This is a genomic window from Stenotrophomonas sp. ESTM1D_MKCIP4_1 (genome assembly GCF_003086895.1).
GTDB lineage: Bacteria > Pseudomonadota > Gammaproteobacteria > Xanthomonadales > Xanthomonadaceae > Stenotrophomonas.
Genome location: NZ_CP026004.1, coordinates 2,568,701 through 2,587,209, shown reverse-complemented (window position 1 = coordinate 2,587,209; position 18,509 = coordinate 2,568,701). Strand labels below are relative to the sequence as shown.

The following is an 18,509-nucleotide window of genomic DNA, read 5'->3' as shown; positions in this document are numbered from 1 at the left end:
GGGTCTCCTATGCAGCTGGGGGCGTGGCGTTTACAGACGGCAGAAACACGAACGCCCCGCAGAGGCGGGGCGTGCATGCTGTTGCAGTATGGGCGGGCGCCAATGAACGTGACGTCAGCCCATCATGGCGTCAGGCATTGGCCTTGTGCTTGGCCAGACGCAGCCAGGTGTCGACCACGGTATCCGGGTTCAACGACAGCGACTCGATGCCTTCCTGCATCAGCCACTCGGCCAGATCCGGGTGATCGGACGGGCCCTGGCCGCAGATGCCGACGTACTTGCCCTTGGCGCGCGCGGCCTTGATGGCCATCGACAGCAGCTTCTTCACCGCCGGATTCCGCTCGTCGAACAGGTGCGCGACGATCGACGAATCGCGGTCCAGGCCCAGGCTGAGCTGGGTCAGGTCGTTGGAGCCGATCGAGAAGCCGTCGAAGATCTCCAGGAACTCATCGGCGAGCAGTGCGTTGGACGGCACTTCGCACATCATGATGATCTTCAGGCCGTTCTCGCCCTGCTTCAGGCCGTTCTGTTCAAGCACCTCGACGACCTTGCGGCCTTCTTCCAGGGTGCGCACGAACGGAATCATGACCCACAGGTTGTCCAGGCCCATTTCGTTGCGGACACGCAGCACGGCCTTGCATTCCAGCGCGAAGGCGGCCGAGAAGCTCGCATCGACGTAACGGCTGGCGCCGCGGAAGCCGATCATCGGGTTCTCTTCGTGCGGCTCGTAGTTGCTGCCGCCGATCAGGTTGGCGTACTCGTTGGACTTGAAGTCCGACAGGCGCACGATCACCGGATTGGGGGCCACCGACGCGGTAAGGGTGGCGATGCCTTCGGCCAGGCGGTCCACGTAGAAGCTGACCGGATCGCCATAGCCGGCGATCTTTTCGTCGATCTTTTTCTTCGTCGCCGCATCCTGGCGGTCGTATTCCAGCAGCGCATTCGGGTGGATGCCGATGTGGCTGGCGATGATCATTTCCAGGCGGGCCAGGCCGATGCCGGCGTTCGGCAGCTGGCCGAAGTCGAAGGCACGTTCCGGGTTGGCCACGTTCATCATGATCTTCAGCGGTGCCGGCGGCATGTTGCCCAGATCGGTGGTGGTGCGCTCGAAGTCGAGCTTGCCTTCGTAGATGAAGCCGGTATCGCCTTCAGCGCAGCTGACGGTGACCTGCTGACCATCCTCGATGACCTTGGTGGCATTGCCCGAACCGACCACGGCCGGCACGCCCAGCTCGCGCGCGATGATCGCGGCGTGGCAGGTGCGGCCACCACGGTTGGTGACGATGGCCGAGGCGCGCTTCATCACCGGTTCCCAGTCGGGGTCGGTCATGTCAGCAATCAGCACGTCGCCCGGCTGCACGCGGTTCATGTCTTCCAGCGTCTTGACCACGCGGGCGGTGCCCGAGCCGATCTTGGCGCCGACCGCACGGCCTTCGGCCAGCACCTTGCCGCCCTTTTCCGTCAGCGCGAAGCGCTCGATCTGGGTGGCATGGCTGCGCGACTTCACCGTTTCCGGGCGCGCCTGCACGATGAACAGCTTGCCGCTGACACCGTCCTTGGCCCACTCGATGTCCATCGGGCGGCCGTAGTGCTTTTCGATGATCAGCGCCTGCTTGGACAGTTCCTGCACGTCCTCGTCGCTGATGGAGAAGGTGCTGCGCAGCTCGACCGGGGTGTCCTCGATCTTCACGCGCTCGCCCGGCACGTCCGAATAGACCATGCGGATCGCCTTGCTGCCCAGCGCGCGGCGCAGGATGGCCGGCTTGCCGGCCTGCAGGGTGGGCTTGTAGACGTAGAACTCGTCCGGGTTGACCGCGCCCTGCACGACCATTTCGCCCAGGCCGAAGGAGGAGGTGACGAAGACCACGTCACGGAAGCCCGATTCGGTGTCCAGGGTGAACAGCACGCCGGAGGAGCCCACGCCCGAGCGCACCATCAGCTGCACGCCCGCGGACAGGAACACGTCTTCGTGCTTGAAGCCGTGGTGCACGCGGTAGGCGATGGCGCGGTCGTTGTACAGCGAGGCGAACACTTCCTTGACCTTGTGCACGACATCGTCGGCACCGGTGACGTTGAGGAAGGTTTCCTGCTGGCCGGCGAAGGACGCGTCGGGCAGGTCCTCGGCGGTGGCCGAGGAGCGCACGGCCACGGCCACGTCGCCGCCGCCGTTCTCGGCGCTCAGCTTGGCGTAGGCGCTGCGGATGTCCTGGTCCAGCTGGGGCTGCAGCGGGGCATCGATCACCCAGGTGCGGATTTCCTTGCCGGCGACCGTCAGCGCGTTGACGTCTTCGACGTCCAGCGTGGCCAGCTTGTCGAAGATGCGCTTGGACAGGTCATTGTGGGCGATGAAGTCCTTGAAGGCTTCAGCGGTCGTGGCGTAACCGCCGGGGACGGAGACCCCCAGACCGGCCAGGTTGCCGATCATTTCGCCCAGCGACGAATTCTTGCCGCCCACGCGGGCCAGATCGCCCAGACGCAGTTCGTGCAACCACAGGATGTTCTCGTTCAAGCGCGATGCTCCGTTTGGCCATCGCCCGAGGCGGGCTGAATGGCCGCGTCCGTAGGAAGAAGCCGATATGATGCCGGTCGCAGTACCGTCGGCACAAGCTTGTGCTGCAACCATTTTCAGCTTCAGAGGGGTGAAAACCGCCTATGTCGACCATCCGTCCGGTGTTCTACGTTTCCGATGGAACCGGTATCACCGCTGAAACCATTGGGCATAGCCTGCTCACGCAGTTCACCGGGTTCAGCTTCATCACTGATCGAATGTCGTTCATCGACGACCCCGAAAAAGCCCGGGAAGCCTGCGCCCGGATCCAGGCGGCGGGGGAGCGGTACCAGGTCCGGCCCATCGTGGTGAACTCCTGCGTGGACCAGAGCCTGAGCCTGATCCTGGCTGAAAGCGGGGCGCTGATGCTGGATGTGTTCGCGCCGTTCATCGAGCCGCTGGAGCGCGAACTGGCCAGCCCGAGGCTGGCCCGGGTCGGCCAGGCCCACGGCATGGTGGACTTCGATACCTACCATCGCCGCATCAACGCGATGAACTTCGCCCTGACCCACGATGACGGCATCGCGGTGAACTACGATGATGCCGACGTGATCCTGGTGGCGGTGTCGCGCGCCGGCAAGACGCCCACCTGCATCTACCTGGCCCTGCATTACGGGGTGCGCGCGGCCAATTACCCGCTGACCGACGAGGATCTGGAAAGCGACCGCCTGCCGCCGCGGCTCAGGAACTATCGTCGGAAACTGTTCGGGCTGACCATCGACCCGGACCGCCTGCAGCAGATCCGCCAGGAGCGCCGGCCGAATTCGCGCTACGCCAACCTGGACACCTGCAAGCGCGAGGTGGCCGCAGCGGAGGTGATGTTCCGCATGGAACGGATACCGACCCTGAGCACCACCCATACCTCGATCGAGGAGATTTCCAGCAAGGTGCTGGGCACGCTGGGCCTGCAGCGCGAGATGTATTGACGGGTGCGCCAGCCCGGCGTTGGACAGGTAGCGCCGGCCGCTGGCCGGCGTTGAACAGGTGGAGCCGGCCGCTGGCCGGTTGCCAGGGAATCCGCTGGCACCACCCTCCGCTGCCCCCTTGGCCGGGCTGATCCAGCCCCCACGTTGTAAGGCCAACGTGTAGGATCGACCCATGGCCCAAGCCTCGCCCCGCACCGAACGCATCCCCCGCCTGAGCCGGCTCAGCTGGCTGATGGGCCTCTATGCCGAAAACTACCGGCATCTGGTCCGCCTCTTCGCCCCGGCCGAACTGACCGCCGGCAGCTACGTTTCCTCGGTCGGCGACGGCCTGGACGTGCGCCTGGACGTGATCGAATGCCACCGCTACACCGTGGAACTTCGGCTGACCTACGACCTGGCCGACCCGGTGACCGGTGAGCCGGATCCCTCGGCCTATGTGCGCCTGTACCGTGATGCCCGCCAGGCCGAGACGACCCACTGCTACGTGGGCCGCCGCTGGCAGGACACGATGGGCCTGTACCCGCCGCCGGCCGAGCTGATCAGCCACCGCATGCGGATGAACACCTTCCTGGGCAAGTGGCTGGAATACCTGGCCGAACGCGGCCACGGCGTGGCTACCCTGCGCCGTGACCCGGAGGGCAGCGCTGCGCTGCCGGCCGGGCAGCGCCTGTCGCTGGTGCGCTGATCGGCCATAATCCACGGCTGACCTGCCGCTGGATGCTGCCCCATGCCGTACACCCCGATCGTCGCCACCCTGGGCTATGTGCTCTCGCCCGATCGCCGCCAGGTGCTGATGATCCACCGCAATACCCGCCCCGGCGACCATCATCTGGGCAAGTACAACGGCCTGGGTGGCAAGGTTGAGCCCACCGAGGACGTGGCGGCGGGCATGCGCCGCGAGATCGCCGAGGAAGCCGGCATCGACTGCACCGCCATGCGCCTGCGCGGCACCATCAGCTGGCCGGGTTTCGGCAAGCATGGCGAGGACTGGTTCGGCTTCGTGTTCGTCATCGACAGCTTTGCAGGCAGCCCGCATGGCGGTAACCACGAGGGCACCCTGGAGTGGGTGGACGTAGACAAGCTGGACACGCTGCCGATGTGGGAAGGCGACCGCAACTTCCTGCCGCTGGTGTTCGACGCCGACCCGCGCCCCTTCCACGGAGTGATGCCGTACAAGGACGGACGCATGCAGAGCTGGTCGTTCAGCCGGCTCTGAAACGATGCGGGTAGAGCCGGCCGCTGGCCGGCTGCCAGGCATGGTGAGGTTGCCGGCCAGCGGCCGGCACTACCGATTGCTGCCGGTGCGCAGGGGAATCAGCACCGGTGCGCCAGCAGCAGGTGGAAATGCTTGTCGCGCGTCTGCCCGTCATTGCCGGCAGCGGTTTCCCGGTGGCTGCGCCACGCCGAAACGTTGAAGCCGGACACCCGCAACGCCAGTTCCACGGCGTCAAGCTCATGCAGGTGGAAATCAGCGGCAAACGGCAGGCTACGCATGAAACCGGCATCACCGAAGGCCAGGCACAGCCGGCCGCCACGGCGCAGCACCCGCGCCAGTTCGTCCAGCACGCGGGCCAGATTCGGCCAGAAGTACAGCGTGTTGACCGCCAGCGCGGCGTCCACCGAGCTGTCGGCCACCGGCAGGGCATGCACATCCCCGTGCTGGACCGCAGCGCGGTCGCCCAGGCCGGCATCGGCCAGATGCCGGTTGCCGGCGTCGACCATCGCCGTCGACAGTTCAATGCCCAGGTAGTGGCTGCCCGTGGCCCGCAGCAGTTGTGGCGCGAAGGCGGCGTTGCCAGGACCGATCTCCAGCACCCGTTCGCCCGGCGCGACCGCCAGCAGGCCGATGGCGGCGCCATTGAGCTCGCGGTTGCTGCGGTTCATCGATTCGCCCACGGCCAGCGCGGCGTCGCCGTGGGGGTGCCGCAACTGCGCGGCCAGGGTGCGTGCATCCAGCATCGACAACGTCCATGAAGAAGAAATCGGACGTGGCGTCGGCGGGTCCGCCGGTGACCATAACGCCGGGCCCGGCACTTGGGAAGTAGGAAAACCCCGCTTCGTCGTGATCAGCAAATGGCCAGCGTCGCAGTCCATGAGACCAGGTTGTCCACAGGGGGTGTGGATTACGCGTGGGCAACTTTGTGGATAAGCCGCGACAGGCGCCACCCCCCTAGGCTGTCAAGATGGGTGGCGAAAAATTCACCGCAGGTGATGAGGGGTGACGGATGGGTGAAGACCGGCCTCGGCCCATGCTGTCGCCAGCAGTGGCGCTCGCGGTACCCTGTCTGCCTTGATCCTCCGTGAGACCCCATGAAACGTCATTTCTCGATGCTGCGTGAGTTCCAACTGGCGGACTGGTTCACCTTGGCCAACGCCTTCTGCGGCACCGGGGCCGTGTTCGCCGCCATGCGCTTCCTGCAGGACGGCGCGCGCGGCTACCTGATGTTCGGCATGGCGCTGATCCCGCTGGCGTTCATCTTCGATGCGCTGGACGGCCGCATCGCGCGCTGGCGCAAATCCAGTTCCACCCTCGGCCGCGAGCTTGATTCGCTGTCCGATGTGATCTCCTTCGGCGTGGCCCCGGCGGCGCTGGCCTACGCCTGCGGCATGCAGGGCGGCTGGGACTGGCTGGTGCTGAGCTACTTCGTCTGCTGCGGCGTCAGCCGCCTGGCCCGCTACAACGTCACCGCCGAGGCGCTGGCCGGTGAAGAGGGCAAGGTGAAGTACTTCGAGGGTACGCCCATCCCCACCAGCCTGGCGTTGGTGATCGTGCTGGCCGTCGCGGCGGGCACCGATGCCATCGGCCACAACCTGTGGTTCGGGCAGTGGCAGCTCGGCCCGTGGCAGCTGCACCCGATGGTGCTGCTGTTCGCCCTGTCCGGGTCGCTGATGATCAGCAAGACCCTGCACATTCCCAAGCCATGACCCAGCCCAGCGGAGGCCCGCGATGACCAGCTCGGCCCATGACGCCGGCAGCAGCGATTTCGAGAACCTGTCCCGCCAGTACTTCGGCGCCTGGGGCGATGCCCTGCGCCATGCGGCGACGCCGGGCGCCGTGGCCGGGGACGATCCGGGCAGCTGGCAGCGCCTGTTCGACTGGTGGGGGCAGCTGCTGCCGGAACAGGGGCAGGGCGCTCCGGAAGATGCCCTGCGCCGCTTCCGCGAACAGGCGGGAAGCTGGTACGGCACGATGCAGGAAGTGGCCGCGCGTTTCGCCGGCCGCGACGCCAGCAGCGCCGACGTTGCCCAGGCCTGGCGTGAAGCCGTGCAGGGGCAGGGCGATGGCATGCTGCAGTGGATGCTGCAGGGCGCGCGTGGCAGCACCCAGGCCGGCGCCTCGCTGCCGGAATTCGCGGCCTGGCTGCAGCAGTGGCAGGTGCAGGCCGGCCCGTGGCTGCAGAGCCCGGCCTTCGGCCCCGGCCGCGAGCACCAGGCGCGCTGGCAGACCCTGCTGCGCGCGCAGGAGGAATACCAGCAGCATTCCCGCGCCTACGTGGACCAGATCAAGCAGGCGCTGGAAGAGGCCTTCAATCTGTTCGAAAAGCGCCTGGCCGAGCATGAGCAGCCGGGCAGCCAGCTGACCAGCGCGCGGGCGATGTTCGATCTGTGGATCGAGGTGGCCGAGGAGGCCTACGCCAAGGTGGCGCTGTCGGAGGCGTTCCAGCAGGTCTATGCCTCGCTGGGCAACGCACAGATGCGCCTGCGTGCCGGCCTGCAGCGCGAGGTCGAACAGGTGAGCGAGCGGATCGGCCTGCCCACCCGCAGCGAGATGGACGCCGCGCACCGCCGCATCGCCGAGCTGGAGCGCAGCCTGCGCCGCCTGCAGGCGCAGGTGGCCGTACTGGCCGGCACCGCCGAGGTCGACCCGGTGGCACAGCCGGCGCCGGCCAAGGTGAAGCCTGCCGCACGCAGGGCGCCGAAGAAATCCGCGGCTGCCCCACCCGCAGCAAAGAAAGCCACCACCAGCAGGAAGGCGCCGGCGAAGCCCGCCGCGCGCCGCACCACCACGCGGAAACCGTGACCGATGAAAGGACCGCTGGGCTTCAACGCCGATGACCTGATGCAGGAAACCCTGGCCATGCAGCGCAAGCTGATGGAAGGGTTGAAGCTGCTGCCGCAGGTGGAGGACGTGGACTATGGCGCCACTGCCCGCGAGGAAATCTGGCGCGACGGCAAGGTGGTGCTGTACCGCTTCGTGGGCGAACAGGCCCCGACCCGGAAGCCGCCGCTGCTGATCGTCTACGCGCTGGTGAACCGGCCCTACATGGTCGACCTGCAGGCTGACCGTTCGCTGGTGCAGAAGCTGCTCGCGCTGGGCCAGGATGTGTACGTGCTGGACTGGGGCTACCCGGACCGCTCCGAGCGTTTCCAGACCCTGGAGGACTACCTGCTGCGCTACATCGACGGTGCGGTGGACGCGCTGCGCGTGCGCAGCGGTGGGCCGGTGAACATGCTGGGCATCTGCCAGGGCGGAGTGTTCGCCCTGTGCTATGCGGCGCTGCGCCGGAACAAGCTGGACAACCTGATCACCATGGTCACCCCGGTCGATTTCCACACTGCCGACAACATGCTCTCGCACTGGGCACGGCAGGTGGACGTGGATCTGCTGGTGGACACGCTGGGCAACATTCCGGCTGACCTGATGAACGCCAGTTACCTGATGCTCAAGCCGTTCCGCCTGAACGTGCAGAAGTACGTGGGCCTGCTGGACATCCTCGACGACAAGGCTGCGCTTGAGGATTTCCTGCGCATGGAGAAGTGGATCTTCGATTCGCCGGACCTGGCGGGCGAGGCCTTCCGTGACTTCATCAAGCAGTTCTACCAGGGCAACGGCCTGGTGAAGGGCACGGTGCGCATCGGCGAGGAAGCCGTGGACCTGTCCAGGGTGACCCTGCCGGTGTTGAACATCTATGCCGAGCAGGACCATCTGGTACCCCCGGACGCCTCGCGTGCGATGCGCGGCCGATTGGGCACCGACGACTACACCGAGTCCAGCTTCCGCGGCGGGCATATCGGCATCTACGTTTCCGGGCGCGCGCAGCGCGAAGTGCCCGCGACGATCAACGACTGGCTGCACGCCCGCAAGGCGTAGAGTCGAGCTTGCTCGACCGCCACGTCGACTCACTGGAGACTCTGATGACTTCACGACATCTCCTGATCCTTGCCACCCTGCTGGCCGCGCCGCTGGCCGAGGCCGCCCCGGGCGCCCAGGCCCAGCGCGAGATCGCCCAGCTGATCGGCAGTCTCGACGGCTCACAGTGCCGGTTCCAGCGTAATGGCAGCTGGCATGACGCGGCCGAGGCGCGTGCGCACCTGCAGCGCAAGTACGACTACCTGCTGCGGAAGAACAAGGTGGACAGTGCCGAGCAGTTCATCGAGCGTGCGGCCAGCCAGAGCAGCATGAGCGGCAAGCCCTACCGCATCCAGTGCCCCGGGCAGGCAGAGCAGTCCTCGGCCGCCTGGTTCGGCGCCCGCCTGCAGGCCCTGCGCCAACGCACGCCGTAGACACAGCCCCGGTGTAGAGTCGAGCTCGCTCGACTTCGTCTTGCCCCCAACCCAGGAGGTGCCACCATGAACACCGCGCCACGCACGCTGTCGCGTTCGTTGAACGACCGCATGATCGCCGGCGTGATGGGCGGCATCGCCCACCGCTTCGGCTGGAATCCCACGCTGGTGCGGATCGTGTTCGTACTGGTGTCGATCGGCTCGGCCGCCTTCCCCGGCATCCTGGTGTACCTGATCCTCTGGCTGCTGATCCCCAACGAGGCCGATTGAACACCGCCGACCGGCCCTGGCCCCTCTGGTTGCGCGCACTGCAGGTGCTGGGCGCCGCCTGGACGCTGCCCAATACATTGCTCGGCCTGATCGGCGGCCTGGCGGGCCTGGCAGGCGGGGCGAAGCTGCGCTGGAGCGGGCGCGACTACGCGCTCATCTTCGACCACTGGCCCTGGGGGCCGGGAGGGGCGATCACCCTGGGCAACGTGATCCTGCATACCGGGCACGACCTGGGCATGTCCTGCCGGACCTATGCACACCAGGCGGGGTGGGGCGTGGAGCCGCTGATCCGGCTTGATGACCATGAGCGTGCGCACGTCTACCAGTATCTGGTGCTGGGTCCGTTGTACCTGCCGGTGTATCTGCTGTGCGGGGGCGTCAGTGCGCGCAATCCGTTCGAGCGGGCCGCGGATCATTACGCCCGCTTCGGGCACGGCTGGTGGCCGTAGTTTCCAGCCAACGGCGCAGCCCCTCGTGGCTGGGGCGCGGTGATTCATGGGGGGCTGGCCGGGCAGGTGGATTGCGCAGGGGACGCTGCAAGTACGTCCCTGTAAGCTCGGTCGCCGCATCCATGCGGCTCACGCCCCTGCGCAACCCACCTACCCGGCCTCGGACACGTTCCTGCGGCGTCCAGCCACGGAAAAGAAAAAGAAGAGGAGAAGCGGGTCGCGCGCTGCGCTTGCTCGCAGCCGAGCATGGCTATGCCGGTCGTCCTGACCGGCACCCTTCGGGCCGTCGCCACGCGCGACGTTGGCAGCGGCTCCTGCCGCTGCCTTCGGCTCTACAGGAAGCAATCAAGCGGCCGGGGAGGCTGCTCTGCTTTTGATCTTCTTTTTTCTTTTCCGTGGGTGGAGGCACCCGGGAACCGTCAGGGGACGGGCGGGGTGGGTTCGCGGGACCGTTGGCGCCATGGATGGCGCCATCGAGCCCCCATGGATGGGTTTACGGCGTGTCCCGCGAATCCACCCCGCCCGGCCCAGCTCGCAATGCCAGTCGACTGCCAGTCGACCCACCCCACCACCCACGAGGGGCTGCGCCGTTGGCTGGAAACCCCCATTCACTATCCGAAAGTTAAAGATCCGTAAGCATCCTGACGTGATCGGGCGGTCATCTGCATGCAACCGATCGTCATTAGCCTTCGTGACGTTCCAGTCAGCTTGTTCGCGGTAAGCTCTATCCCGATGAGCTCGCAAGTACCGCTCATCGTGTGCAGTACGCAGTAGCAATTTGGAGGAAGACATCACATGGCAATCGTTCTTTATGTCGGTGGTAGCAAGGATGGCGAGAAGGGCGTGGTGCCCTACGGCTTCAGCAAATCGCGCGCCGACACCGCGCTGGGGCCGGAGTTTTACACCGAGCGGTTCATGGAACTGCAGGGCGTCGGCAAGGTCCGGTTGATGGCGCTTGAGGGCATGCGTGACGACATCGTCATGCAGCGCGCCGCCCGCCACTACCGTTGACCCCGTAACACGCGGCAGGGCGCGCCCACCATCGCGCGCCCGCGCCGGCATCCCAGCCCCCCCGCCAGGATGCCGGCGTCCAGACCGGCCGCAGATGCTGAACCCCGCCCGGTGTCAACGCCTTGTCCGGTTCGCCCGCGGGTTGCCAGAATGGGGCCTTCCCGTAATGCGGCCCAGACCTGAAGCAATGCACGACGCCAAGAACGCCCAGAGCGCGCTCGCCCAGCAGATCGCCCAGACCATCGCCGAAGAGATCGGTGCCCAGCCCGCCCAGGTGCGTGCCGCCGTCGGCCTGCTCGATGAAGGGGCCAGCGTTCCGTTCATTGCCCGCTACCGCAAGGAAGTGACCGGCGGCTTGGACGACACCCAGTTGCGCAACCTGGAAACCCGCCTGACCTACCTGCGCGAGCTGGAAGACCGCCGCGCCGCCGTGCTGGCCAGCATCGGCGAGCAGGGCAAGCTGAGCGATGCCCTGCGCAATGACATCCTGGCCGCCGACACCAAGAGCCGTCTGGAAGATCTGTACCTGCCGTACAAGCCCAAGCGCCGCACCCGCGCGCAGATTGCCCGCGAGGCAGGCGTGGAGCCGCTGGCCGATGGCCTGCTGGCTGACCCCACGCAGGACCCGCAGGTGTTCGCCGCCACCTTCGTCGACGCCGACAAGGGCGTGGCCGATCCCAAGGCGGCACTGGAGGGTGCGCGCGCGATCCTGATGGAGCGCTGGGGCGAAGATGCCGCGCTGGTGGGTGAACTGCGTACCTGGCTGGGCGAGACCGGGGTGATCCGGGCCCGCGTGGCTGAGGGCAAGGAAAACGACGGCGCCAAGTACCGCGACTATTTCGAGCACGCCGAGTCGCTGGCGAAGATTCCCTCGCACCGCCTGTTGGCGCTGTTCCGCGCGCGCCGCGAAGAAATCCTGTTCCTGGAGCTGGATCCCGGCACCGATGCCGAGGCCGGCCACCAGTACGCCGAAGGGCGTGTGGCCCGCAAGGCCGGCATCGCCGACCAGGGGCGAGCGGCTGATCGTTGGCTGCTCGATGCCTGCCGGCTCACCTGGCGGGCCAAGCTGCACACGCACCTGCTGCTGGACCTGTTCAACCAGGCCCGCGAAAAGGCCGAGGCGGATGCCATCGCTGTTTTCGGTGACAACCTCAAGGATCTGCTGCTGGCGGCGCCGGCCGGCCCGAAAACCGTTCTGGGCCTCGACCCGGGCATCCGCACCGGCTGCAAGATCGCGGTGGTCGACGCCACCGGCAAGCTGGTAGCCACCGACACCATCTACCCGCACGAACCGCGCCGGCAGTGGGATCAATCACTGCAGACGATCCGGCAGCTGTGCGCCAAGCACAACGTGGAACTGATCGCGATCGGCAACGGTACCGCCAGCCGCGAGACCGACAAGCTGGCCGGCGAGGCGATCAAGGCGACGGGCAATCCGAAGCTGCAGAAGGTGGTGGTCAGTGAAGCCGGTGCATCGGTGTACTCGGCGTCGGAGTTCGCGGCCAAAGAGTTCCCGGGCCTGGATGTGTCGCTGCGTGGTGCGGTGTCGATTGCGCGGCGCCTGCAGGACCCGCTGGCCGAGCTGGTGAAGATCGAACCCAAGGCGATCGGCGTCGGCCAGTACCAGCATGACGTTGACCAGTACCGCCTGGCGCGCGCGCTGGATGCGCGCGTGGAAGACTGCGTCAACGCCGTCGGCGTGTACGTCAACACCGCCTCGGCCGCGCTGCTGTCGCGGGTGTCCGGCCTGTCGTCCACGGTGGCCGAGAACATCGTGCGCCACCGCGATGACAACGGCCCGTTCAAGCGCCGCAAGGACCTGCTGAAAGTTGCGCGCCTGGGCGAAAAGACCTTCGAGCAGTGTGCCGGCTTCCTGCGCATCGCCGATGGCGACCAGCCGCTGGATGCCTCCGCCGTGCACCCTGAAGCCTATCCGGTGGTGGAGCGCATCGTGGCCAGCACCGCGCGCCCGATCAAGGCGCTCATCGGCGACGGCACCTTCCTGCGTGGCCTGAAGGCCGAGCAGTTCACCGATGAGACCTTCGGTGTGCCGACCGTGCGCGACATCCTCAAGGAACTGGAAAAGCCGGGGCGCGATCCGCGTCCGGAGTTCAAGGCCGCCCGTTTCGCCGAGGGCGTGGAGGACATCAAGGATCTGCGCGAAGGCATGGTGCTGGAAGGCGTGGTCAGCAACGTGGCCGCGTTCGGTGCGTTCGTCGATATCGGCGTGCACCAGGACGGGCTCATCCATATCTCGGCGCTGTCCGATACCTTCGTCAAGGACCCGCGTGATGTGGTCAAGGCGGGCGACATTGTCAAAGTGAAGGTGCTGGAGGTGGACGTGCCGCGCAAGCGCATTGCCCTGACCCGGCGCCTGGACGACACGCCCGGCCAGGCCACCAGCCGGCCCGGACCGCGCGAGGAGCGGGGCCCGAACGCTGGACCGGGGCCGCGCCGCGACGCGGGCGGCCAGGGCCGGGGTCAAGCCCGCGGGCAGGGGCAGGGGGGGCGTCCGGCAGCGTCGGCGCCGCCCGCCAACAACGCACTGGCCGAGGCCTTCGCCCGCGCCAAGCGCAGTTGAGCACGCCCCCTCCCTGGCACCAGCCGGGTGGGGGGACTTGTCGAGGTTCCCCCACAGTGCGCACACTTGCGCCCTAGGGGGCGCCACCGGGCGGCCCTGTCGTCGCCGGGGAGGGCCGTGGCGCCAATCGTTCCCGCCAGCTTCCATGTCGGTTGCAGCCGTGTGCTGCGGCCGGCGTGCACGTGCGCGGACGGCGCGGAGGGCTGATGGGCGGCCCCGGCAACACTGAATCCAGTCGCGTCGAGCAGCGGCTGCTGGAGCTGGCCGAGGACCGTCGCCGCCTGGCGATGATCATCGACGGCACCGCCGCAGGGACCTGGGAATGGAACGTGCAGACCGGCCAGATGCGGATCAACGCGCGCTGGGCGGAGATCGTCGGCTACCGCCAGGACGAACTGGAGCCGGTGTGCCAGCAGACCTTCATCACCCTGGTCCACCCCGAAGACCTCGCCCGTTCCGACGCAGCGCTGGAGGCGCATTTCCGCGGGCAGACCGATCACTATGCCTGCCTGCTGCGCATGCGGCACAAGGACGGGCGCTGGATCTGGATCCATGATCGCGGCCGTGTGTTCGAGTGGGACGGGCAGGGGCGCCCGCTGTGGATGGCCGGCGCCCACGACGATGTGACCGAGCTGCAGCAGGCCCGGCAGGATGCGGCGGAGATGCGCCAGCGACTGCAGGCCCTGGTCGATGCCTCCGACGAAGTGGCGGTGATTGCCACCGACCCGCAGGGCACCATCACCCTGTTCAACACGGGCGCCGAACGCCTGTTGGGCTATTCGGCCGACGACGTGGTGGGCCGCGTCGATCCGGGCATCTTCCATGAGCCTGACGAGATTGCCGTGTTCCTGGCGCCGCTGGTTGATGGCGAGGGCCGCCTGCCGACGATCTTCCAGGCCATGACCGCGCAGGCCCAGGGCCGCACGTTCTCGCGGCAGTGGACCTTCCTGCGCAAGGATGGACAACGCCGCCAGGTACGCCTGTCGATCAGCCGCATGGACGGTGCCGATGGCCAGCGCATCGGCTACGTCGGCATGGCCATTGATATCACCGAGATGCAGCAGGCGCGCGCGGATGCACGTCTGGCGGCGGAAAAGTTCGCCGGCGCCTTCACTTCGGCGGCACTGGGCATGGCCCTGGTTTCGCTGGAAGGGCGCTGGCTGGACGTCAACGATGCCTTGTGCCGCATCCTCGGCTATCCACGCGAAGAGCTGTTGCAGGTCGATTTCCAGCGGCTGACCCATCCGGCCGATCTGCAGGCCGACCTGGCGCTTGTGCAGGATCTGCTGGCCGGCCGGCGCAATTACTACCATCTGGAAAAGCGCTACCTGGACCGCGATGGCAACATCATCTGGGCGCGGCTGTCGGTGTCGTTGGTGCGCAACGAGCGCGGCGAGCCACTGCATTTCGTGTCGCAGATCCAGGACATCACCGCCCAGCGCAGCAGCGAGCAGCGGCTGTACGAGAGCGAACAGCGCAGTCGCATCACGCTGGATGCGGTGGCCGACCTGGTGTTGAGCGTGACCCTGGCAGGGCGTATCGAATACGCCAATGCGGCCGCCGTGCGCATGCTGGCCGGCGACGGCGCGCTGACCCTGGCCGGGCACAACGTGCAGGACGTGCTGTCGCTGACCACGGAGTATGCCCCCGGTTCGGTGCTGGATGTGGCCGTGCTGCTGGATCCGGACAGCAACGCGGTGGACCTGCATGCCGATCTGCTGATGCGGATGGGCGCCGCCACGGTGCCGGTGGACCTGACCCGCGCGTGGCTGCGCGACGACGAGGGCCATGTGCGCGGGGCGGTCTGGGTGCTGCGCGACGATACCCAGCAGCGCGCCCGCCAGCGCGAGGCACGGCAACTGGCCGAGATCGATCCGTTGACCGAACTGGGCAACCGCCGCGGCTTCGAGGCGCACCTGCAGCAGGCGATCACCCGCGTCGAGCGCACCGGCCAGGCCGCCTCGCTGATGTTCATCGACCTGGACCGTTTCAAGCCGGTCAATGACACCTGGGGCCACCTGGCCGGCGATGCCGTGCTGTGGGCCGTGGCCAGCGTGCTGCGCCATGGCGTGCGCGATTCGGACATCGTGGCGCGGCTGGGCGGCGATGAGTTCGCGGTGATCCTGCCCGGCTGCGGACCGCGCCGGGCTGCCCGCATCGGCCGCGAACTGCTGCAGACCCTGTCGGCGCTGTCGATTCCCTGGGACACGGCGCGGCTGCGCATTGGCGCCAGCATCGGCATCGCATCGCTGGAGGCAGGCATGTCCGTGGACGAGGCAGTGGCGTCAGCCGACGCCCAGTGCTACCGGGCCAAGGCCATGGGCCGCAACAACGTGCAGGTGCAGGGCGAGCTGGGTGAACTGCCTGGCGAGGACAACGAGCCGGGCTGAACCGGTGCGTACCGGGTGCGCGCATGAAGCATGTTTCATTTGCCCGCACCGCCGGTTTTGGGGAGCATGGGCGAAGTCTGGACTTCACCGCTGCCCATGTCGCGCGTACTGACCATCGAGGACGACGCCATCACTGCCCAGGAAATCGTGGCGGAGCTGGGCAACCATGGCCTGCAGGTGGACTGGGTGGCTGACGGCCGCGAAGGCCTGGTCCGCGCCGCCAGTGGCGACTACGACGCCATCACGCTGGACCGCATGCTGCCCGGGCTGGATGGCCTGGCCATCGTCACCACCCTGCGCCGGATCGGCGTGCAGACCCCCGTGCTGATGCTCAGCGCGCTGTCGGACGTGGACGAGCGCGTGCGCGGCCTGCGTGCGGGGGGCGATGACTACCTCACCAAACCCTTCGCCTCCGACGAGATGGCCGCGCGGGTGGAAGTGCTGCTGCGCCGCCGCCAGCAGCCGGCCAGCCACGAGACCGTGCTGCGCGTCGGCGACCTGCAGCTGGACCTGCTGGCGCGCACCGCCCACCGCGGGGGGCGCAGCCTGAGCCTGCTGCCGACCGAGTTCAAACTGCTGGAATACCTGATGCGCAACGCCGGGCAGGTGTTGACCCGGATGATGCTGTTCGAGGAAGTCTGGGGCTATTACTTCGATCCGGGCACCAACCTGATCGACGTCCACATCGGTCGCCTGCGGCGCAAACTGGACCAGGCCGACCTGCCATCGCTCATCCGCACCGTGCGCGGCAGTGGCTATGTCCTCAGCGAAACTGTCTGACGGCTGGCGGTCGTCCAGCAGCCGCCTGCTGGGCCTGTACAGCGTGCTGTTCGTGGCCTGGTCGTGCGTGTTGCTGGGCGTGTTGTACTGGCGGGTGTCGCTGTATCTGGATGAGCTGGCGCAGTCAGCGGTGCTGCAGCGCGCGCATCTGTTCGAGCACTTCAGTGGGGATGCACTGACCGAAGCCCTGCGCGAAAACCGCCGCTACGACCTGCACGGCATTGATGCGTACGGCCTGTTCACGCCGCAGGGGCAGCCACTGGCCGGGGTCATGAAAACCCTGCCCAGCCAGCTGCCGCTGGATGGCAGTGCGCACCCGGTTTCGGGCCTGCCGATCACCGATGTGAATGCCAAGGGCAAGCGCGGTTTCGGCCTGGCGATGCCTACCCGCGACGGCCGCATCCTGGTGCTGGTGCGTTACAGCGGGCCCTTGAACGAAGTGAACCACCTGATCCTCGATGCGCTGCTGTGGGGTGTGTCGCTGACCCTGGTACCCGGCCTGCTGGGCTGGCACCTGCTGCGGCGGCGGCCGCTGCGGCGCATCCAGGCCATTGAACAGGCCACCGCTCAGATCGTCGCCGGCCATCTGGGCCAGCGTCTGCCACTGTCCAACCGCCGCGACGAGCTGGACATGCTGGCATCCATCGTCAACGCCATGCTTGATCGCATCGAGCAGCTGATGACCGAGGTCAAAGGGGTGTGTGACAACATTGCCCATGACCTGCGCACGCCGTTGACCCGGCTGCGCGCGCAGCTGTACCGCATGCGCCAGCAGGTGGGTGACGGCGAGCCGCAGGCGCTGGCGCTGGAGCACGTGCTGGATGAAACCGACACCCTGATGGCGCGTTTCCGCGCGCTGCTGCGTATTTCCGAACTGGAGGACCACCAGCGCCGTTCGGGCTTCGTGGCCTTGGCGCCGGAGGCGCTGCTGCAGGAGATCCACGCGTTCTATGCGCCGTTGGCCGAGGAAAAGGGCCAGTGGCTGGAGCTGGAACTGGCAGCGGACCTGCCCGGCGTGATCGGTGATCGCGGCCTGCTGTTCGAGGCGATCGGCAATCTGCTGGACAACGCGATCCGCTTCGCCCCGGAAGGCGGGCGGGTGCGGCTGGCGGCGCGGGTGCAGGACGCTGCGACGTGCATCGTGGTGGAGGATTCAGGGCCGGGCATTCCCGAGGCCGAGCGCAGCCTGGTGTTCCAGCGCTTCCATCGTGCCGATGCCAGCGCGGGCGGGGGATTTGGTCTGGGGTTGTCGATCGTGGCCGCGATTGCAGGCCTTCACGGGTTCCGTGTGACGGCGGGGGAGTCGCGGCTGGGCGGCGCCGGTTTCAGTCTGCTGTGCCGGCCGCAGGTGCTGTAGGGGGTGGGTTTTTGCAGGGCTCGCAGCCCTGCACCTGCTTCAATCAACAGCAGAAGCTGGTTTCCTGAGGGAGGCGGGGTGGGTCCGGTTGAGGGGGACGGCGTAAATACGTCCATGTAGCCTCGGTCGCGCCATTCATGGCGCTCACGCCCCCTCAACCGGACTCACCCCGCCTTCGACAATTGGCCGAGATCTGTCGGAGTACGGGGTCGGATCCCGTTGCTGCGCAACGGGCTCTGACCCCATCTTTTTTGCAGTCGACCCAGTAGATCCACGCCATGCGTGGATGATTTCGTTCGATGTCTGACAGGTGTGCCGAACGGTCGGCACCTACCAAAAGCCTGTCGTAGATCCGCGCCATGCGTGGATGAACTCATTCGATGTCTGACAGGTGTGCCGACCAACGGTCGGCACCTACCAAAAGCCTGTCGTAGATCCACGCCATGCGTGGATGAACTCATTCGATACCTGACAGATGTGTCGACCAAGGTCGACACCTACCAACAGCTGCGTGAACCTGTCGAAGGTGGGGTGGTGTCGGATTGCGGGGTGTCCGCGGCATGGATGCCGCGGCCAAGCCTACACGGACGTACTTGCGGCGTCCCCGCAATCCGACACCGCCCCGCCAATCCACGGATATCCCGCTGTTGCCTTTGACGTTGACGTAGACGTTGATGTTGATTGCAGCAGGT

16 protein-coding genes are annotated in these 18,509 nt (G+C 67.0%); 14 read left to right on the top strand and 2 right to left on the bottom strand.

Features of this window, described 5'->3' with window-relative positions; translation table 11 throughout:
* Positions 1–130 precede the first annotated feature (130 nt).
* The gene (ppsA, locus tag C1924_RS11860; protein WP_108765480.1) at positions 131–2,509 is read right to left on the bottom strand and encodes a phosphoenolpyruvate synthase; all 2,379 of its coding nucleotides are present in this window, start codon (positions 2,507–2,509) and stop codon (positions 131–133) included.
* Between the two features lie 143 nt (positions 2,510–2,652).
* On the opposite strand from ppsA, the gene C1924_RS11855 reads away from it, so the two are divergent.
* The 3 genes from C1924_RS11855 (at position 2,653) to C1924_RS11845 (ending at position 4,690) form a co-directional block, all read left to right on the top strand.
* The gene (locus tag C1924_RS11855) at positions 2,653–3,474 is read left to right on the top strand and encodes a pyruvate, water dikinase regulatory protein (RefSeq protein WP_108765479.1); all 822 of its coding nucleotides are present in this window, start codon (positions 2,653–2,655) and stop codon (positions 3,472–3,474) included.
* A 172-nt stretch (positions 3,475–3,646) separates the two neighbouring features.
* Positions 3,647–4,159: a DUF1249 domain-containing protein gene (locus C1924_RS11850; RefSeq protein WP_108765478.1), complete on the top strand. Its 513-nt coding sequence runs from the start codon at positions 3,647–3,649 to the stop codon at positions 4,157–4,159.
* 42 nt (positions 4,160–4,201) lie between these two features.
* Positions 4,202–4,690, top strand: coding sequence for an 8-oxo-dGTP diphosphatase (locus C1924_RS11845; RefSeq protein WP_108765477.1), 489 nt, complete (start codon positions 4,202–4,204; stop codon positions 4,688–4,690).
* A 98-nt stretch (positions 4,691–4,788) separates the two neighbouring features.
* On the opposite strand, the gene C1924_RS11840 is transcribed toward C1924_RS11845, so the two are convergent.
* The gene (locus C1924_RS11840) at positions 4,789–5,439 is read right to left on the bottom strand and encodes a class I SAM-dependent methyltransferase (protein WP_108765476.1); all 651 of its coding nucleotides are present in this window, start codon (positions 5,437–5,439) and stop codon (positions 4,789–4,791) included.
* A gap of 345 nt (positions 5,440–5,784) precedes the next feature.
* Between C1924_RS11840 and C1924_RS11835 the strand changes: the two genes are divergently transcribed.
* From C1924_RS11835 to C1924_RS11785, 11 genes are all read left to right on the top strand, one after another.
* On the top strand, positions 5,785–6,399 hold the full coding sequence (locus tag C1924_RS11835; RefSeq protein ID WP_108765475.1) for a CDP-alcohol phosphatidyltransferase family protein: 615 nt from the start codon (positions 5,785–5,787) through the stop codon (positions 6,397–6,399).
* 22 nt (positions 6,400–6,421) lie between these two features.
* Positions 6,422–7,495, top strand: coding sequence for a class III poly(R)-hydroxyalkanoic acid synthase subunit PhaE (phaE, locus tag C1924_RS11830; RefSeq protein WP_108765474.1), 1,074 nt, complete (start codon positions 6,422–6,424; stop codon positions 7,493–7,495).
* A 3-nt stretch (positions 7,496–7,498) separates the two neighbouring features.
* A complete protein-coding gene (gene phaC, locus C1924_RS11825) occupies positions 7,499–8,566 on the top strand; it encodes a class III poly(R)-hydroxyalkanoic acid synthase subunit PhaC (RefSeq protein WP_108765473.1) in 1,068 nt (355 codons plus the stop codon).
* 44 nt (positions 8,567–8,610) lie between these two features.
* Positions 8,611–8,979, top strand: a complete 369-nt coding sequence (locus tag C1924_RS11820; RefSeq protein WP_108765472.1) for a YfeK family protein — start codon at positions 8,611–8,613, stop codon at positions 8,977–8,979.
* Positions 8,980–9,045: 66 nt separating this feature from the next.
* Entirely contained in the window at positions 9,046–9,249 is a 204-nt protein-coding gene (locus C1924_RS11815) for a PspC domain-containing protein (protein ID WP_108765471.1), read from the top strand.
* Entirely contained in the window at positions 9,246–9,698 is a 453-nt protein-coding gene (locus C1924_RS11810) for a hypothetical protein (protein WP_108765470.1), read from the top strand. The genes C1924_RS11815 and C1924_RS11810 overlap by 4 nt, the downstream gene beginning before the upstream one ends.
* A gap of 795 nt (positions 9,699–10,493) precedes the next feature.
* The gene (locus C1924_RS11805) at positions 10,494–10,709 is read left to right on the top strand and encodes a hypothetical protein (RefSeq protein WP_005417149.1); all 216 of its coding nucleotides are present in this window, start codon (positions 10,494–10,496) and stop codon (positions 10,707–10,709) included.
* Positions 10,710–10,896: 187 nt separating this feature from the next.
* Positions 10,897–13,290 carry a Tex family protein gene (locus tag C1924_RS11800; RefSeq protein WP_108765469.1) on the top strand — a complete coding sequence of 798 codons (2,394 nt, stop codon included), beginning with the start codon at positions 10,897–10,899 and terminating at the stop codon, positions 13,288–13,290.
* A gap of 206 nt (positions 13,291–13,496) precedes the next feature.
* Positions 13,497–15,680 (top strand): PAS domain S-box protein, encoded by a 2,184-nt coding sequence (locus C1924_RS11795; RefSeq protein WP_108765468.1) that lies wholly within the window; start codon positions 13,497–13,499, stop codon positions 15,678–15,680.
* A 96-nt stretch (positions 15,681–15,776) separates the two neighbouring features.
* Positions 15,777–16,460, top strand: a complete 684-nt coding sequence (locus C1924_RS11790; protein WP_108767047.1) for a response regulator transcription factor — start codon at positions 15,777–15,779, stop codon at positions 16,458–16,460.
* Positions 16,438–17,817: an ATP-binding protein gene (locus tag C1924_RS11785; protein ID WP_108765467.1), complete on the top strand. Its 1,380-nt coding sequence runs from the start codon at positions 16,438–16,440 to the stop codon at positions 17,815–17,817. The genes C1924_RS11790 and C1924_RS11785 overlap by 23 nt, the downstream gene beginning before the upstream one ends.
* Positions 17,818–18,509 lie beyond the last annotated feature (692 nt).